General features: G+C 70.5%; 8 protein-coding genes. All 8 read left to right on the plus strand.

Annotated features, from left to right (window positions below; all coding sequences use genetic code 11):
* Positions 1-2: 2 nt before the first annotated feature.
* The 8 genes from tssM (at position 3) to B0E52_RS00595 (ending at position 14,926) form a co-directional block, all read left to right on the plus strand.
* Entirely contained in the window at positions 3-3,527 is a 3,525-nt protein-coding gene (gene tssM / locus B0E52_RS00560) for a type VI secretion system membrane subunit TssM (protein WP_077480692.1), read from the plus strand.
* Positions 3,528-3,531: 4 nt separating this feature from the next.
* A complete protein-coding gene (gene tagF, locus B0E52_RS00565; protein ID WP_077480694.1) occupies positions 3,532-5,094 on the plus strand; it encodes a type VI secretion system-associated protein TagF in 1,563 nt (520 codons plus the stop codon).
* Positions 5,091-5,810 (plus strand): PP2C family serine/threonine-protein phosphatase, encoded by a 720-nt coding sequence (locus B0E52_RS00570; RefSeq protein ID WP_077480696.1) that lies wholly within the window; start codon positions 5,091-5,093, stop codon positions 5,808-5,810. Before tagF ends, B0E52_RS00570 begins: the two co-directional genes overlap by 4 nt.
* Positions 5,811-5,826: 16 nt before the next feature.
* Positions 5,827-7,869 (plus strand): serine/threonine-protein kinase, encoded by a 2,043-nt coding sequence (locus B0E52_RS00575; protein ID WP_077480698.1) that lies wholly within the window; start codon positions 5,827-5,829, stop codon positions 7,867-7,869.
* Between the two features lie 13 nt (positions 7,870-7,882).
* A complete protein-coding gene (locus B0E52_RS00580) occupies positions 7,883-8,572 on the plus strand; it encodes a glycine zipper domain-containing protein (RefSeq protein ID WP_077480700.1) in 690 nt (229 codons plus the stop codon).
* 94 nt (positions 8,573-8,666) lie between these two features.
* Positions 8,667-12,359: a bifunctional serine/threonine-protein kinase/formylglycine-generating enzyme family protein gene (locus tag B0E52_RS00585; RefSeq protein WP_077480702.1), complete on the plus strand. Its 3,693-nt coding sequence runs from the start codon at positions 8,667-8,669 to the stop codon at positions 12,357-12,359.
* A complete protein-coding gene (locus B0E52_RS00590; RefSeq protein WP_077480704.1) occupies positions 12,356-12,688 on the plus strand; it encodes a hypothetical protein in 333 nt (110 codons plus the stop codon). The genes B0E52_RS00585 and B0E52_RS00590 overlap by 4 nt, the downstream gene beginning before the upstream one ends.
* A 219-nt stretch (positions 12,689-12,907) precedes the next feature.
* Positions 12,908-14,926, plus strand: coding sequence for a ShlB/FhaC/HecB family hemolysin secretion/activation protein (locus B0E52_RS00595; RefSeq protein ID WP_254426654.1), 2,019 nt, complete (start codon positions 12,908-12,910; stop codon positions 14,924-14,926).
* Positions 14,927-14,947 lie beyond the last annotated feature (21 nt).

Below are 14,947 nucleotides of genomic sequence, written 5' to 3' on the forward strand. Positions count from 1 at the left end.
CAGTGGCCAAGATTCTGAGTTTGCTGAAAACCGGCTGGTTCATCACGCTGATCGGCATCGTGCTGCTGGCGGTGCTGATCTGGCTGGGCGGTCCGTACCTCGGCATCGGCTCGTCGCAGCCCTTGGCCGGCGTGGCCGCACGCCTGCTGCTGATCGTGCTGATCGTGGTGGTGTGGCTGGCGATCCTGCAGGTCCGCGCCTGGCGCGCGCGCAGCAAGGCGCAGCAGATGTCCGGCGAGCTGGCCGGGCAGGGCGCCACGTCCAGCGAGCGCGACGACCGCGGCGCCGCCGAGCGCAGCCAGCTGCAGGCGCGTTTCCAGGAGGCGGTGGACACCCTGCGCAAGACCCGCCGCGGCGGCAACCTGTATGCGCTGCCGTGGTACGTGGTGATCGGGCCGCCGGGCTCGGGCAAGAGCACCTTGCTGCAGAACTCCGGGCTCAACTTCCCGCTGTCCGAACGCTTCGGCAAGGAGGCGCTGCGCGGCGTCGGCGGCACCCGCAACTGCGACTGGTGGTTCACCGACGAGGCGGTATTCCTCGATACCGCCGGCCGCTACACCATGCAGGATTCCGACCGCGCCGCCGATGCCTCGGCATGGGGCGAGTTCCTGCAGCTGCTGCGCAAGTACCGCAAGCGCCGGCCGATCAACGGCGTGGTGATCGCGATGAGCATGTCCGACCTGCTCACGCTGGACGAGAATGGCCTCGCCGAGCACACCCAAGCGATCCGGCGCCGGCTGGACGAGCTGGCCACGCACCTGCGCATCGGCGTACCGGTCTACCTCAGCTTCACCAAGTGCGATCTGGTCGCCGGCTTCGGCGAGTTCTTCGACGATCTCAACCCGGAGCTGCGCAGCCAGGTGTGGGGCTTCTCGTTCCCGCTGGACGCGACGATGGACGGCAGCGCGCCCAAGCGCTTCGGTGAGGAGTTCGACCTGCTGCTGCGCCAGCTCGACACGCGCATCCTCGACCGCCTGCATGCCGAGCGCGACCGCAACCGGCGCGCGGCGATCCTCTCGTTCCCGCAGCAGCTGGCTGCGTTGCGCGAGATCGCGCGGCGTTTCGTGGAAGGCGTGTTCACCGGCCATGCCTATGCCGCGCCGCCGCTGCTGCGCGGCGTCTACCTCACCTCGGGCACCCAGGAAGGCACGCCGATCGACCGCATGATGGGCGCGGTGGCGCGCACCTTCGGCGTGGATGCGGCGCAACTGCACGTGCCCGGTGCGCAGCGGCGCACCTTCTTCGTCGAGCGGTTGCTGAAGGAAGTGCTGTTCGGCGAGTCGGGTTTCGCCGGCACCAATCCCGCGCTGGAGCGGCAGAAGGTGTTGCTGCAGATCGCCTCCTATGTGGGCGTGCTGCTGCTGACCGTGCTGCTGCTGGTCGGCTTCGGCACCAGCTACGGGCGCAACCGCGATTACCTCGCCCAGGTGCAGACCGCGCTGCAGGCTTATCCGGCGAAGAGCGATGTCGCCGGCGCCACGACCCAGAAGGAATATTTCGCCCGCGTGCTCGCACGGCTGGAAGGCCTGTCCGCCGTGCAAGACGCAGCGAACAAGTACCAGGGACACGTGCCGATGGGCATGCGTTTCGGCCTGTACCAGGGCAGCGCGGTGGGCGAGGAGGTGCACGACGCCTACCTGCGCGAACTCAACGGCCTGCTGCTGCCGGGCGTGGCCGCGCAGTTCCGCAGCGGACTCACCGGCAATGCCGGCGATCCGCAGGCGCTGTACTACTACCTCAAGGGTTACCTGATGCTGGGCGAGCCGCAGCACCAGAACGCCGACGAGCTGGCCGCGCTCACCGACATCGAGTGGCGCAAGGTGTTCCCGGGCGACACGGTGCTGCAGCAGGCGCTGGCGAAGCACTTCCATGCGCTGGTGGCCGAGCCGGGGCGGCTGCGTGCGCTGAGCCTGGACCAGACCCTGGTCGAGCAGGCGCGCAACACCTTGCGCACCGCCGACCTGCCTACCCTGATCTACGGCAGCCTCAAGCTCGGCGCGGGCAGCACGGACTATCCGCCGCTGCAGCTGGACAAGGCGCTGGGCCTGCTCGGCAACGTGTTCCGCCGCAAGAGCGGCGCGGCGCTGTCCGAGCCGATCCCGGCGCTGTACACCCAGCCGATGTTCCAGTACGAGGCGAGCAAGGGCGTCGCGCAGGCGGTGGACCAGTTCGCCAAGGACGACTGGGTGTTCGGCGCCACGAAGATCGACGCCCTGCAGAAGGCCCGGCTCACCCAGCAGGTGCTGGCGCTGTACGAGCAGGACTACATCAAGGCCTGGGACGGCCTGCTCGCCGACCTGGAACTGCAGCCGGTGACCAGCATCCAGGACGCGAGCGCGATCGCCGCCAAGCTGTCTGGCCCCAGCTCGCCGCTGAAGGCGCTGCTGAACACGGTGCGCGAGAACACCAGCGACATGCTGAAGGCGCCGCCGCAGAGCGGCGAGGACAAGGCGCTCGCCGGTGCACAGCAGGCGGCGGAGAAGAAGGCGGCGCAGAAGCTCACCCAGAACGCGCTGGCCCGTGCGCTCGCTTCGTCCGGCGGCGGTGCCGCCGCCGCTCCCGCGGAACTGCCGGGTGCGGCGATCAGCGCACATTTCGCCACGCTGGACCAGTTGAGCGCCGGTGCGCCGGGCGCCGCGCCGATCGACCAGACGCTGCAGGCGCTCGATCAGTTGAGCAAGACGCTGCTGACCATGACCGATTTCAGCAACGCCGCCGGCCAGCCCAACCCGCAGTTGTTGCTGGCGCAGCAGCAGGCCGCGCAACTGCCGGCCCCGGTATCCGGCTGGGTCGCCTCGCTCACCGGCAAGAGCGCCTCGCTGGTGGCCAGCGGCACCAAGGGCGCGCTGGGCGACCAGTTCCAGCAGGCGGTGGGCAAGGACTGCGCCAGCTTCGTGCGCGGCCGCTATCCGTTCGCGCCGGACAGCCGCACGGACATCCCGCTGCAGAACTTCGGCGAGCTGTTCGGCAACGGCGGCAGCTTCGACAGCTTCAACAAGCAGACCCTGTCCAAGCTGGTTGATGCCAGCGGCCGCAACTGGCAGTGGAAGACCGGCCCCGGTGCGGTGGCCGGGCCGCCGGGCATCCTGGCGCAGGCGCAGATGGCCGACGACATCCGCCAGATGTATTTCCGCAACGGCAACCTGCCCGAAGTGGATTTCACGGTGCAGGCGCCGTTGCTGGACTCCGGCATCGGCAAGCTGGAGTTCGACGTCGACGGCCAGAAGTTCACTTACCAGCCCGGCGGCGCCACCAGCATGGCGATGAAATGGCCGGGGCCGCAGCCAGGCCATGTCACGATCTCCGCCTGGGACAGCTCGGGTACCTTGCTCAGCACCTTCGACTACCAGGGCGACTGGGCGTTCTTCCGCGCGTTGCAGGCGGCGCACCTGCAGAAGCAGTCGGACCTGAGCTTCCTCGCCAGCTTCAACTTCGGCGGCAAGACGGCGAAGCTGACGATCCAGGCCAGCAACCTGAAGAACCCGTTCCTCAACACCGAAGTGCAACGTTTCCGGTGCGGGGGGTGACCGCATGCCGAATCCGACAGGGGCAGGATTCTTCGGCAAGCTACCCGGTACCGGGGATTTCGTGCAGCGGCGGCTGCCGGCGTCCTTCGTAAACGTCTGGGATCGCCACTTCGAGCAGGCGGTAAGCGCCAGCCGCGCGCGGCTTGGCGACGACTGGCCGCAGGCCTGGCGTGATGCCGCGGTGTGGCGCTTCGTGCTGGCGCCGGGCATCTGCGGCGAGCTGGCCTGGGCCGGCGTGACCGGGGCGGCGACGGACCGGGTGGGGCGCTGCTTCCCGATGGTGATCGCCGCGCCGCTCGCGGATGAAGCCGCCATCGAGGCGGCCTTGCGCAACGACGCCTGGTTCGCCGCCGCCGAACGCGCGCACCGCAAGGCGCAGGCGAGCGGCGAGGGCGTGGAGCCGTTCGATGCGCGCATCGTCGCGCTGCCGGACCTGCTTGCGGCGGCGGTTACCGCGGATGCCGTCGTGCCACAGCTGGACTGGGGCAGTGCAAGCCTCTGGCGTCTGCCGCTGCCGACGCTCGTCGACACGGCCTGGCTGTCCGCGCTGTGGGCCGCGTTGTCGGCGTTGCCGGGGCATGCGCTGTGGTGGACCACGGGCGCGCCGCGGATGCCGCCCGGCGTGATGGTCAGCCGCGGCCTGCCCGAGCCGGGCGCGCATGCCGGCATGCTCGACGCGGCGCATGCCGACGTGCCCGTGCAGACGCCGGGTGCCGCCACCGCGGCGCGCACGCCGCCAGCGCCCGCGGTGACGGCGACCGTCTCGATGCCACCGGCCGCGATGCCGGCACCGACGCCGGTGCGCCTGCCCGACGACTTGTCCGAACTGTTCGCAGACCTGGCGCCGCATCTGGACGCGGTCGAACCCGGCGCGGCGGAGACCACGCAGCGCGCCGCCGACGTGGGTGGCGCGCGCGTGCTGCATCGCTACGACTGCGCACTGACCATGGTGGTGGCCGACGACGGTGCACCCGATCCGCGCCGGCAGGCGGCCGCCTCGGTCAGTGAACTGATCGGCCGCTTCGTGCCCAGCGATTTCGTCGCCGGCATGCAGGCGTTGCGCACGCGTCTGCTGGTGCTGCACACGCGCCTGCGCCAGCTGGCCGAGGACCACGCCGAGCCGGTGCACGAGGACGGCGCGGTGATCGCGGTGCGCGTCACCGGGCGCTGGGCCGACCTGTTGCGCATCGGCACCGCGAGCGCCTGGCACTGGCGTGCGGGCCAGCTGCATCCGCTGTTCGCCGCCGGCGGCGGCGAGTTGCCGGCCGATGGCGCGGGGCTGGGCGGCGAGCTGGACGACCTGCTGTTCAGCCGCACCTCACCGGTGGCGCCGGGGCTGGGCGCGCCCGCGCAGCCGATCTGCGACGAGATCGTCCGCGAGATCGACACCGGCGACCGCCTGCTGCTGTTGGCCACCCGCAAGCTGGCGGAACTGCCGGCGTCGCTGCTGGCCGAGGCGCTGGCCTTGCCGTCGCCGCATGCCGCGTGCGCGCACATCGCCGCCGCGGCCGGGCTGGGAATCCACGCGGCCGGTTGGCCGCTGGCCGTGATCGAGGTGCAGCCATGACCCTACATTACCAGTCTGCCGGCCGCACCGAGACCGGCAAGGTGCGCCGGCACAACGAGGATTCGATCCTGCTGCGCGACGATGTCGGCCTGTGGGTGGTCGCCGACGGCCTCGGCGGCCACGCCGCGGGTGACTACGCCAGCCAGATGATCGTCGAGCGGCTGGGCGCGCTGCCGCGCACCGGCGGCGTGTTCGATTTCATCGAGGCGATCGAGGATTGCCTGCAGCAGATCAACGCCGACCTGATCGCCACCGCGCTGGAGCGCGGCAGCGACATCATCGGCTCCACCGTGGTGCTGCTGGTGCACGACAAGGACTTCATGCTGTGCGGCTGGGTGGGCGACAGCCGCGCCTACTGCAACGAGGACGGCCAGCTGCGCCAGATCACCCGCGACCACGTGCACGGCACCAAGGACGACGTCACCCAGTTCGGCGGCGGCACGGCGACGGCGCAGGCGGGCGCCGGCGTGCTCAGCCGCGCGGTGGGTGCCGAGGAGCGCCTGTTCATGGACTGGGTGGTGGCGAGCAACCGCCCCGGCACGCAGTTCCTGCTCTGTTCCGACGGCATCAACAAGGAACTGGGCGACGAGGAACTCGACCGCGAATGCACCCGGCTGCCCGACCCGCAGATGCTGCTGGCGCGCCTGTTCGACCTGTCGTTGCAGCGCGCCGCGCGCGACAACATTTCCGCCGTGATCGTGCGGCTGCAGGATTGATGGACGGGTCGCGCCGATGACGGCTCTGCTCCGACTGCTCGACGACTTCCAGGCCCGGCGGCTCACGCTGCCGGGGCTGTTCGACGCGCTCGGTGCACGCGGGGCGGTGACGGCGGACGAGCATCGCGTCGAGCTGGAAGAGATCGACGCGATGGCGGCCGATGGCCGACTGGACCCGGCGGTCGCCAAGGGACTGTCCGCCAGGCTGCGCACGCTGCAGGCGCCGGTCGACGGCGGGGTCACCCGCGTGCAGGTCGAGGCGCACGCCGCCGGCCCGCCGCACGACGCCGAAGTCACCCGGGTAGAGCCGGCATCGCGGCCCGCTGGACCGCCTGCCGAACCATCTACCGGGGACGTCACGCGGGTGGCGCCCGTGGCGACGGCGCCGCCGGATGCGTCGGTCGGCGCGACCACCGGCACGCACCCGACCGCCTCCATCAGCAGCTTCAGCCGTACCGACCTGGAGCGGATGGTGGCGGCGGATGCCGAGGTCGCCGCCGTGGGCATGCTGCTGAAGGGTCGCTTCCTGCTCGAACGCGAGATCGGCCGCGGCGGCATGGGTGTGGTCTACCTCGCCCGCGACGAGCGCAAGGTGGAGGCGCGCGACCGCGATCCCTACGTGGCGGTGAAGGTGTTGAACGACGAGTTCCGCCGCCATCCCGATTCGCTGATCGCGCTGCAGCGCGAGTCGCGCCGCGCGCAGCTCCTGGCCCACGACAACATCCTGCGCGTCTACGACTTCGACAAGGATCGCACCATCGTCTTCATGACGATGGAGTACATCGACGGCACCGACCTGCGCACGCTGATCCGCGAGCGTGCCTACCATGGCCTGCCGCTGGCGGAGGCGCGGCCGCTGATCGCCGGCATGGCCCATGCGCTGCAGCGCGCGCACGCGGCCGGCATCGTGCACTCCGACTTCAAGCCCGGCAACGTGATGGTGACGCGTGAGGGCGTGCCCAAGGTGTTCGACTTCGGCATCGCGCGGGCGGCCAAGCGGCTGGGCGAAGCCAGCGGCGAGGAGACGGTGTTCGACGCCGGCACGCTGGGTGCGCTGACGCCGGCCTACGCCAGCCTGGAGATGACCCGGGGCCAAGAGCCGTCGCCCTCCGACGACATCTACGCGTTGGGCTGTGTGGTGTTTGAGCTGCTCACCGGCAAGCATCCGTTCGACAAGGTGAGCGCCGAGATCGCGTTGAAGGAAGGACGCAAGCCGCCGGCGGTGCCGGGGCTGACCCGGCGCCAGTACAAGGTGCTGTGCGACAGCGTCGCGTTCCATGCCGGGCAGCGGCCGAAAAGCGTCGAGGCGCTGGTCGAGGGCCTGCGCGACATTCGCCTGCGCGAACGCGCCGGCCGGCCGCTGGCCTATGCGCTGGCCGGCATCCTGCTGCTGCTGGCCGGCGGCTGGTTCGCGCTGGGCCAGTGGCGCGCCCGGCAGATGGCCGAGGTCGTCGCCGGCTTCCAGCCCGGCGATGCCCATCGCTACGCCAACGAGACCCAGGCATTCGCCGCGCTGGCCGGCTTGGGCGAGGATGGGCGACGGCAGCTGGTGCTGGCGCATGGCGACGTGGTGCAGTCGTACCTGCTCGAGCGCGTGGATACGTACTGGAACCCGGCCAAGGGGCGGCACGATTACGCCGCGGCCAGCCGGGTCTTCGCCTTGCCCGCGCAGCTGCACCTGTTCCTGCCGCAACTGGAGCTCAGGCGCCTCGCGGTGGACAAGGAAAAGCACGACCTGGACCAGCCGAAGCCGGTCGCGAAGCCGGCCAGTCCATCGTCCCCGCCGGTGGTCGCAGCCGCAGTTTCGCCGCCGGCGGCAGCGCCAGCCACGGCCGCGGCACGTCCCGCCGCCGACGCCGACGCGGCGCGGATGCGCAAGGTGGTGGCGGAGCTGCTGCGGGAAGGCGAGCAGAACTACGCGCAACAGAAGTATTCCGCGGCGATCGCCAACGCGAAGGCCGCGCTGCAGATCGCTCCCGGGGATACTGGGGCCAGGCAACTGCTGCAACGCGCCCAGCAGGCGCAGCAGCGGGCGATGAGCAACATCACGATCAACTGAAGGAGGTGCGGTCATGCATGCACACGAATTTCGCGGCACGCGACTCCCGGCGATGGCGATCGCGGTGACCCTGCTCGGCGGCTGTGCCGACATGGGCGGCCTCGGCACGCCGGGCGCGGCCACTGCGAACGCCGGCACCGGAAGCACGGCGGCGCAGGAATGCAATCCGGTGGTGACCGGCGCCATCGGCGCGCTCGCCGGCTCGCTGTTCGGCAAGGGCAAGGGGCACCTGGCGGGCGCGGCGATCGGCGCCGGCGTCGGCGCGTTCGCCTGCATGGCCTACAACTACCACAGCCGGCGGGTTCGCGACGCACAGGCGGTGGAGGCGCAGTACCGGCAGCAGCGTGGTGCCTTGCCCGCGGCCAACACGATCGATTCCTACCAGAGTGCGCTGGTTCCGGGCGGCACGGTGCAGGGCGGCGGCAAGGTGGAGATGCAGTCGCGCGTGACGCTGCTGCGTGGTGCGCACGACGTGCCTCCCCAGCTGAAGGAACAGCTGACCCTGTACTCGCCCGACGGCAAGCAGCTGGCCACCGCCACCAAGGACGTCGACGCGATCAACGGTACCGGCGAGTACGAGAGCAGCTTCGATTTCAACCTGCCCAAGGGCATCCAGGAAGGCCGCTACAAGATGAGCTCGACGCTGTACATGGACGGCCAGAAGGTACGCACCAACGACGTGCCCATGCTGGTGGTCGGCTGATGCGCGAGGCACGCACATGGTTCGGCGCACATTCCGCAGCGACGTTCCCGACACGATTTCCCCATCCCTGGACTGACATGCAAGACCGCTGCCCATGAGTTCCATCGCCGAACTGATTGCCGACTACCAGGCCAAGCGGCTATCGCTGCCCGGGCTGTTCGAGGCGCTGGCCGCGCGCGGCGCGCTGCCGGACGATGCCCTGCGCGAGGAGCAGGCGCTGCTCGACGCGATGGCGGCCGACGGCCGGATCGAGCCGACGCTGGCGCGTGCGCTCGCCGCGAAGCTGCGCAGCCTGCAGCCGCCGTCCTCCACGCCACCGGCCGCGCCGCCCGTGGCGCCGGACGACGAGGTGACCCGGGTGCAGGTGGCGAGCCATGCGGCCGCGCCGCCGCCGGATGCCGAGATGACGATGGTGCAACCGGCCTCGCGTCCGCCGGCGCCGACGGGCGAGGCGGACGCCACCGTGGTCGCGCCCGCCTCGCGTCCGCCCGCGGCCGATGCGCCGCAGGCCACCGCAGTCACCGGCACCCAGGGCACCGCCTCCAGCAGCAGCTTCAATCGCGCCAGCTGGGAAAAGATGGCCGAGGCCGAAGGTGGCGACTACGCCACCGTGGGCATGCTGCTGAAGGGCCGCTTCCTGCTCGAACGCGAGATCGGTCGCGGCGGCATGGGCGTGGTCTACCTCGCGCGCGACGAGCGCAAGGTGGAGGCACGCGACCGCGATCCCTACGTGGCGGTGAAGGTGCTGAACGACGAGTTCCGCCGCCATCCCGATTCGCTGATCGCGCTGCAGCGCGAGTCGCGCCGCGCGCAGCTGCTGGCGCACGACAACATCGTGCGCGTCTACGACTTCGACAAGGACCGCACCATCGTCTTCATGACGATGGAGTACATCGACGGCACCGACCTGCGCACGCTGATCCGCGAGCGCGCCTACCACGGCATGCCGCTGGCCGAGGCGCGGCCGCTGATCGAGGGTATGGGCTGGGCGCTGAAGCGCGCGCACGCGGCCGGCATCGTGCACTCCGACTTCAAGCCCGGCAACGTGATGGTGACGCGCGAGGGCGTGGCCAAGGTGTTCGACTTCGGCATCGCCCGCGCCGGCAAGCACCTCAGCGAGGCCACCGGCGAGGAAACGGTGTTCGACGCCGGCACGCTGGGCGCGCTGACACCGGCCTACGCCAGCCTGGAGATGATCCAGGGCAAGGAGCCATCACCCTCCGACGACATCTACGCGCTGGGCTGCGTCACCTTCGAGCTGCTCACCGGCAAGCATCCGTTCGACAAGGTCAGCGCCGAGGTCGCGTTGAAGGAAGGGCGCAAGCCGCCGCCGGTGCCGGGCCTGACCCGGCGCCAGTACAAGACGCTGTGCGACGCGGTGGCCTTCCATGCCGAGCAGCGCCTGCAGAACGCGGGTGCGCTGATCGACGGCTTGCGCGAGATCGGCCTGCGCGAGCGGCTGGTGCCGTGGCTGGGCTACGGCGCGGTCGTCGCCGTGGTGATCGCCGGCGGCACCTGGGGCACGCTCAGCTACCTGCACCAGCACCACCTGTCGCAGGTGATCGCGCGCTTCGCGGCCGGCAACCCGCACCACTACGCGAACGAGAACGAGGCGATGCAGGCGCTGGGTGGCCTGAGCGAGGACGACCGCAAGCGGCTGGTGCTGGACCAGGGCGAGACGATCCAGAACTTCCTGCTCGCACGCATCGACGCCTACTGGAACCCGGCGCAGGGACGCTATGACTTTCCGGGTGCCCAGCACGTGTTCCAGCTGCGCGACCAGCTGAAGCTGTATTCGCCCAAGCTGGATACCCGGCGCACCGCGGTGACCCAGCAGAAGAACGACTTGCTCAACACGCTGGACACCGAGCTTTCGCAGCGCATCGCCAACGGCGCGATCTTCGAGAGCCAGCCCGACAACGCGGTGGCCACGCTGGACCGCATCCGCGCGATCGACCCGCACAGCGCGCTGCTGCACAACGCCGAGCTGGAGTTGAAGTACGACATCGCGATCGGCCAGTCGCTGAGCGCCGACCACGTGGACGAGGCGCGCCAGCGGCTCGCGCTCGCCACGCGGCTGTTCCCGGACTCGTCGCGGCTGAAGCAGCGCGGGGCGCAATTGGCCGCGCTCGCCGCCGCCGCCGCGCCGCCCACGGCGGCGCCTGCGCCGGGTGCGCCGGTGCAGGGCATCCCGCAGGCACGCAGCGCGCTGGCTGCGTTGGTGGCCGCGCCAGCGGCCAATGCGCAGTGGCAGCAGTCGGTGTCCACCGCGATGGCGGTGCTGCAGCACGACCAGTCGCCGGAGACGCGCAAGCTGGTCGACGCGCTGGGCGCCGCGATCGCCGGCAGCGCGGCCCAGCAGACCGATCCGATGCACCTGCCGCAGGACTTGGCGCTGGTGAACTTCGGCCTGCAATACGCGCCGCAGTCGGCGCCGCTGCTGGCCCAGCGCGACAAGCTGACTGCGCTGCAGAGTCAGGCGCAGGCACAACTTGATCAAGAGGCGGCTACGGCCGAGGTGGCCACGCGCATCGAGTCGGTGCGGCGTGCGGCCGCGGCCGACGACAGCGCCAAGGCGCTGGAATCGCTGACCCGCATCCGCAGCCTGCAACCCGATAATCCCTTCCTCGCCAAGGAGGGTCCGCAACTGGTGGCCTCGGCCTATCTGGGCCAGGCCGACGATGCGTTCCAGCGCGGCAAGTACCAGGCCGCATCCAGCCTGCTGGCGCAGGGCTTGAAGGCGCTGGGCAACCGCAGCGACCTGCGCAATGCGCAGGCGCGCTACGAACTGGCCGCCGCGTTGCTGAAGGCGAACGGCCAGCCGCTGGCCGATGCCGACTACCAGCGCCTGCGCGGCCAACTGGCTGCCGCACGCAAGGCCGATGCGCAGGGTCTGGATGAGCTGGAGTCCGAGCTGAAGCAGCACGGCCACCTGGCGCAGGGCAGCCTGGCCGCCTTGCTGGACAGCCTCAAGCCGAGCGCCACGGCGGCAGCAGCGGCACCGACGCCCGCCGCGCCCGTGCCCGCTGCGCCCACCGCACCGGCCGCCGCCGCACCCGGCCATGCGCCGGCCGAGACGGTGGCGACCAAGGCCGCCACCGGCGCCGCCGCCAAGCCCGCGGCCGCGGCAGCCGGCAACGCGGCGCCGGCCGCCGCCGTGGCCGGCAACGATCCCTGCGCGCGTCCGGACCTGGCCGGCAAGGGCCGCGCCTGCGTCGACACCCTGGGTGCCGGCGGCCGCGGGCCGGCGCTGGTGGTGATTCCCGGCATTGGCGGCGGCAAACCGTATGCGATGTCGCGCACCGAGGTCACGGTGAGCGAATTCAACCGCTACTGCCGCGCCAGCCATGCCTGCGCCGGCGTGTCCGACAGCGACGGCCAGCTGCCGGTGAGCAACATCAGCCTGGCCCAGGCCAGGGCCTACGCGCAGTGGCTGAGCAGCGCCAGCGGCTACACCTACCGCCTGCCCAGCGACGCCGAGTGGATGCATGCGGCGCATGCCGGTGGCGGCTGGAAGCAGTCGCCGGACAGCAACTGCATTCCGCCTTCTTCCAGCGACGACAGCAGTGGCGGACCGATCTCCGCGCTGGGCCGCGAGCCCAACCCCTGGGGACTGGTGAACATGACCGGCAACGTCTGGGAATGGGTGACCAGCGGTGGCGGGGTGATCGTGCGGGGCGGCAGCTACAACAGCTACTGGTCTGATTGCACGGTGGACAGCCATCGGAGCGACAATGGTGGCGCGCAGAAAGATGTCGGGTTCCGGGTGCTGCGGGAGCTGAAATGAGCGAGCGGGAACGACGGGTCAATCAGGGGCTGCGTGTCCTCGACGAGGCCCATTACAGCGGGCGGATCAACCGCGAGGAATACCGCAAGCGGCGTCGCCAGCTGCTCGGCTCGCTGTGCGACAGCCACGGCATCACCGCCCGCAATACCTTGCGTACCCGGATCACCCAGCAGGGCGGGCGCGCGGCCCACGCGCCCGCCGCGCCGGATGCACCCTTGCCGGCCCCGTTCGCCGCCCGGCATGCGGTGGCCTGGAAGCCGCTGCTGGCGTTCGCGCTCGGCCTGGTGCTGTGCGTGCTGCTCGTGTACTGGCTGCTGCGCGCGAACTGAGGCGCGTTCCGCAACTCGCGCATCCGGTCCGCGCGGCGTGACCGGAAAAACCGCCGTTTTGCGCATTTGAATACCAAGGACGGTCTGGTTTCGACGATCGTGGATCCGGACCGGAGGCGGTCCGGCGCCCGCCATCGAGCCCTCATGGCCGAACCACGGGATGGCACGGGCGCCGCCGGCGCCCGTGCATGTGCGTCATCGATCATCAAGGGGAATGCCGTGCGCAGGGTCTGTCTGGCAGCAGCGTTGGCGCTGGTCCTGGGAACCGGGGAGGCATGGGCGCAGGCGGCCGGGGGAAGTCCGCCGCAGATCCTCGTCAGCGGCGTGCCGGCTGCGGCGGGAGCGACCGCGCAGTCCGCCGTGCAGGGCATCATCGACCGCGAATACCAGCAGACGCTGGCGGCGGACGGCCATCCGGCCGCGCTGACCGCGGTGCAGCTGCAGGCCCTGGCCGACCGGATCACCCTGGCCCTGCACAAGGCCGGCTATCCGGACGCGCACGCCTACCTGCCCGACCAGGTGGTGGCCTACACCGTGCATGGAGCGGCGGCGGCCGGCGCGACCGTGGCGCAGGCGCCGCCGGTCGCCGCGCCGCCGGCCGCGGCGCCGGTGCCCGCGGCGCCCTCCGACCGGGTGGTGCCGCCGCTCAAGGACCGCGACGTTGGCAGCGCGCAGACGCAGCAGATCGCGGTGAGCGGTTTCCACGTGGATGGCGTGGGCGAGCACAAGGATGCCGGCATCACGCCGGCCAGCATGCAGGCGCTGGCGGATGCGCAGTTCGGCAAGCTCGGCGGCGGCGCCGGACAGCCGGCGAAGCTCGGCTTCGACCAGTTGCAAGGCGTGGCCGACGCGATCACCCAGCGCTACCGCAAGGCCGGCTTCATCGTGGCCACCGCCTTCCTGCCGGCGCAGACGGTGGGCGACGACCGCATCGTGCGCATCCAGGTGCTGGAAGGAAAGATCGGCCGGATCATCGTCAAGGGCACCAAGCGCTACCACCCCGGCGTGATCGCGGCGCCCGCGGAGAAGCTGCGCGGCAACGCGCTGCAGAAGAGCGACGTGGACACAGCGCTGTTGTACGACCGCGACCTGCCGGGCGTGTCGGTGACATCCACCTTCCAGCCAGGCGAACAGACCGGCGCCACCGACCTCATCATGGTGGCGCGCGAGGCGCCGCGGCCGTACACCATCACGCTGGGCGCGAACAACTACGGCACCGCGCTCACCGGCCGCTACCGCGCCGAGGCGGGCATCACCTGGAACAGCCCGCTGGGCATCGGCGACAGCCTTGCCGCCAACGTCAACTACGCGCTGGACCCCAGCCAGAACGTCTACGGCTCGCTGGTCTACCGCGCGCCGACGGTGGTGGTGCCGGGCCTCAGCGCGGTGGCGGGTGCCACCCGCAGCGAGCTGCAGATCAACTCCGGCCAGTTCGCCAAGCTCAACGTGAAGGGGCCGAGCTCCTCGTATTTCACCGGCGCCGACTGGAAGTTCGTCAACACCGACGACCTGAAGCTGCTCGGCTCGCTGCACTACATCCGCGAGGAGTCGAAGCTGAAGCTGGGCGGCTTCGACTTCCCGTTGTCCGACGAACGCTTCGACGTGGCCGAGCTGGGCTTCGGCATGGAACACACCGACAAGCGCTTCCACGGCGTGGACATCCTGCAGGTGGCCGTGCGCAAGTCGATCAGCGACGACTCGAAGCAGCCGGACCTGGTCAGTCCCGATCATGCCAGCAGCTTCCTGTCCGAGCGGATCTCGTACACCCGCCTGCAGTTCCTCGCCCCCACGCAGCGGCTGTATTTCAAGTTCAACGGGCAGTACAGCAACGACGTGCTGGCGCCGCTGGAGCAGTTCGCGATCGGTGGCCCCGACAGCGTGCGCGCCTACCCGATCGCCGACGCGCTGAGCGCGCGCGGCTACTACACCTCGCTGGAATACCACGTCGACGCGCCGGGCTTCAGCAACAAGACGTCGCCGTTCCGCGGCCGGCCGTGGCGCGAATTGCTGGAGGTGGAAACCTTCCTCGACTACGCACGCGGCTTCCCGGTGGCTAAGGAGCGCGCCACCGGCCTCGCGCCGGTGACTTACAGCGGCGTGGGTGCGGGCTTCATCTTCCGCCTGCCGTACTGGCACCACCTCCAGTTCCACTTCGACGGCGCGGTGCCGCTGGGCAACCAGGATGCCTCGGACCGGCACGGCTATCACGTCTACGGACGCTTCGACCTCACGTTCTGACGTACCACGATCTCGGACGGA

The sequence above is a fragment of the Rhodanobacter sp. C06 genome, assembly GCF_002001105.1.
Taxonomy (GTDB): domain Bacteria; phylum Pseudomonadota; class Gammaproteobacteria; order Xanthomonadales; family Rhodanobacteraceae; genus Rhodanobacter_A.

Excerpts from the sequence above, each read along its gene's own strand:
- tagF (WP_077480694.1), top strand. The coding sequence starts at position 3,532 with ATGCCGAATCCGACAGGGGCAGGATTCTTCGGCAAGCTACCCGGTACC.
- B0E52_RS00590 (WP_077480704.1), top strand. The coding sequence starts at position 12,356 with ATGAGCGAGCGGGAACGACGGGTCAATCAGGGGCTGCGTGTCCTCGAC.
- B0E52_RS00570 (WP_077480696.1), top strand. The coding sequence starts at position 5,091 with ATGACCCTACATTACCAGTCTGCCGGCCGCACCGAGACCGGCAAGGTG.
- B0E52_RS00585 (WP_077480702.1), top strand. The coding sequence starts at position 8,667 with ATGAGTTCCATCGCCGAACTGATTGCCGACTACCAGGCCAAGCGGCTA.
- B0E52_RS00575 (WP_077480698.1), top strand. The coding sequence starts at position 5,827 with ATGACGGCTCTGCTCCGACTGCTCGACGACTTCCAGGCCCGGCGGCTC.
- B0E52_RS00580 (WP_077480700.1), top strand. The coding sequence starts at position 7,883 with ATGCATGCACACGAATTTCGCGGCACGCGACTCCCGGCGATGGCGATC.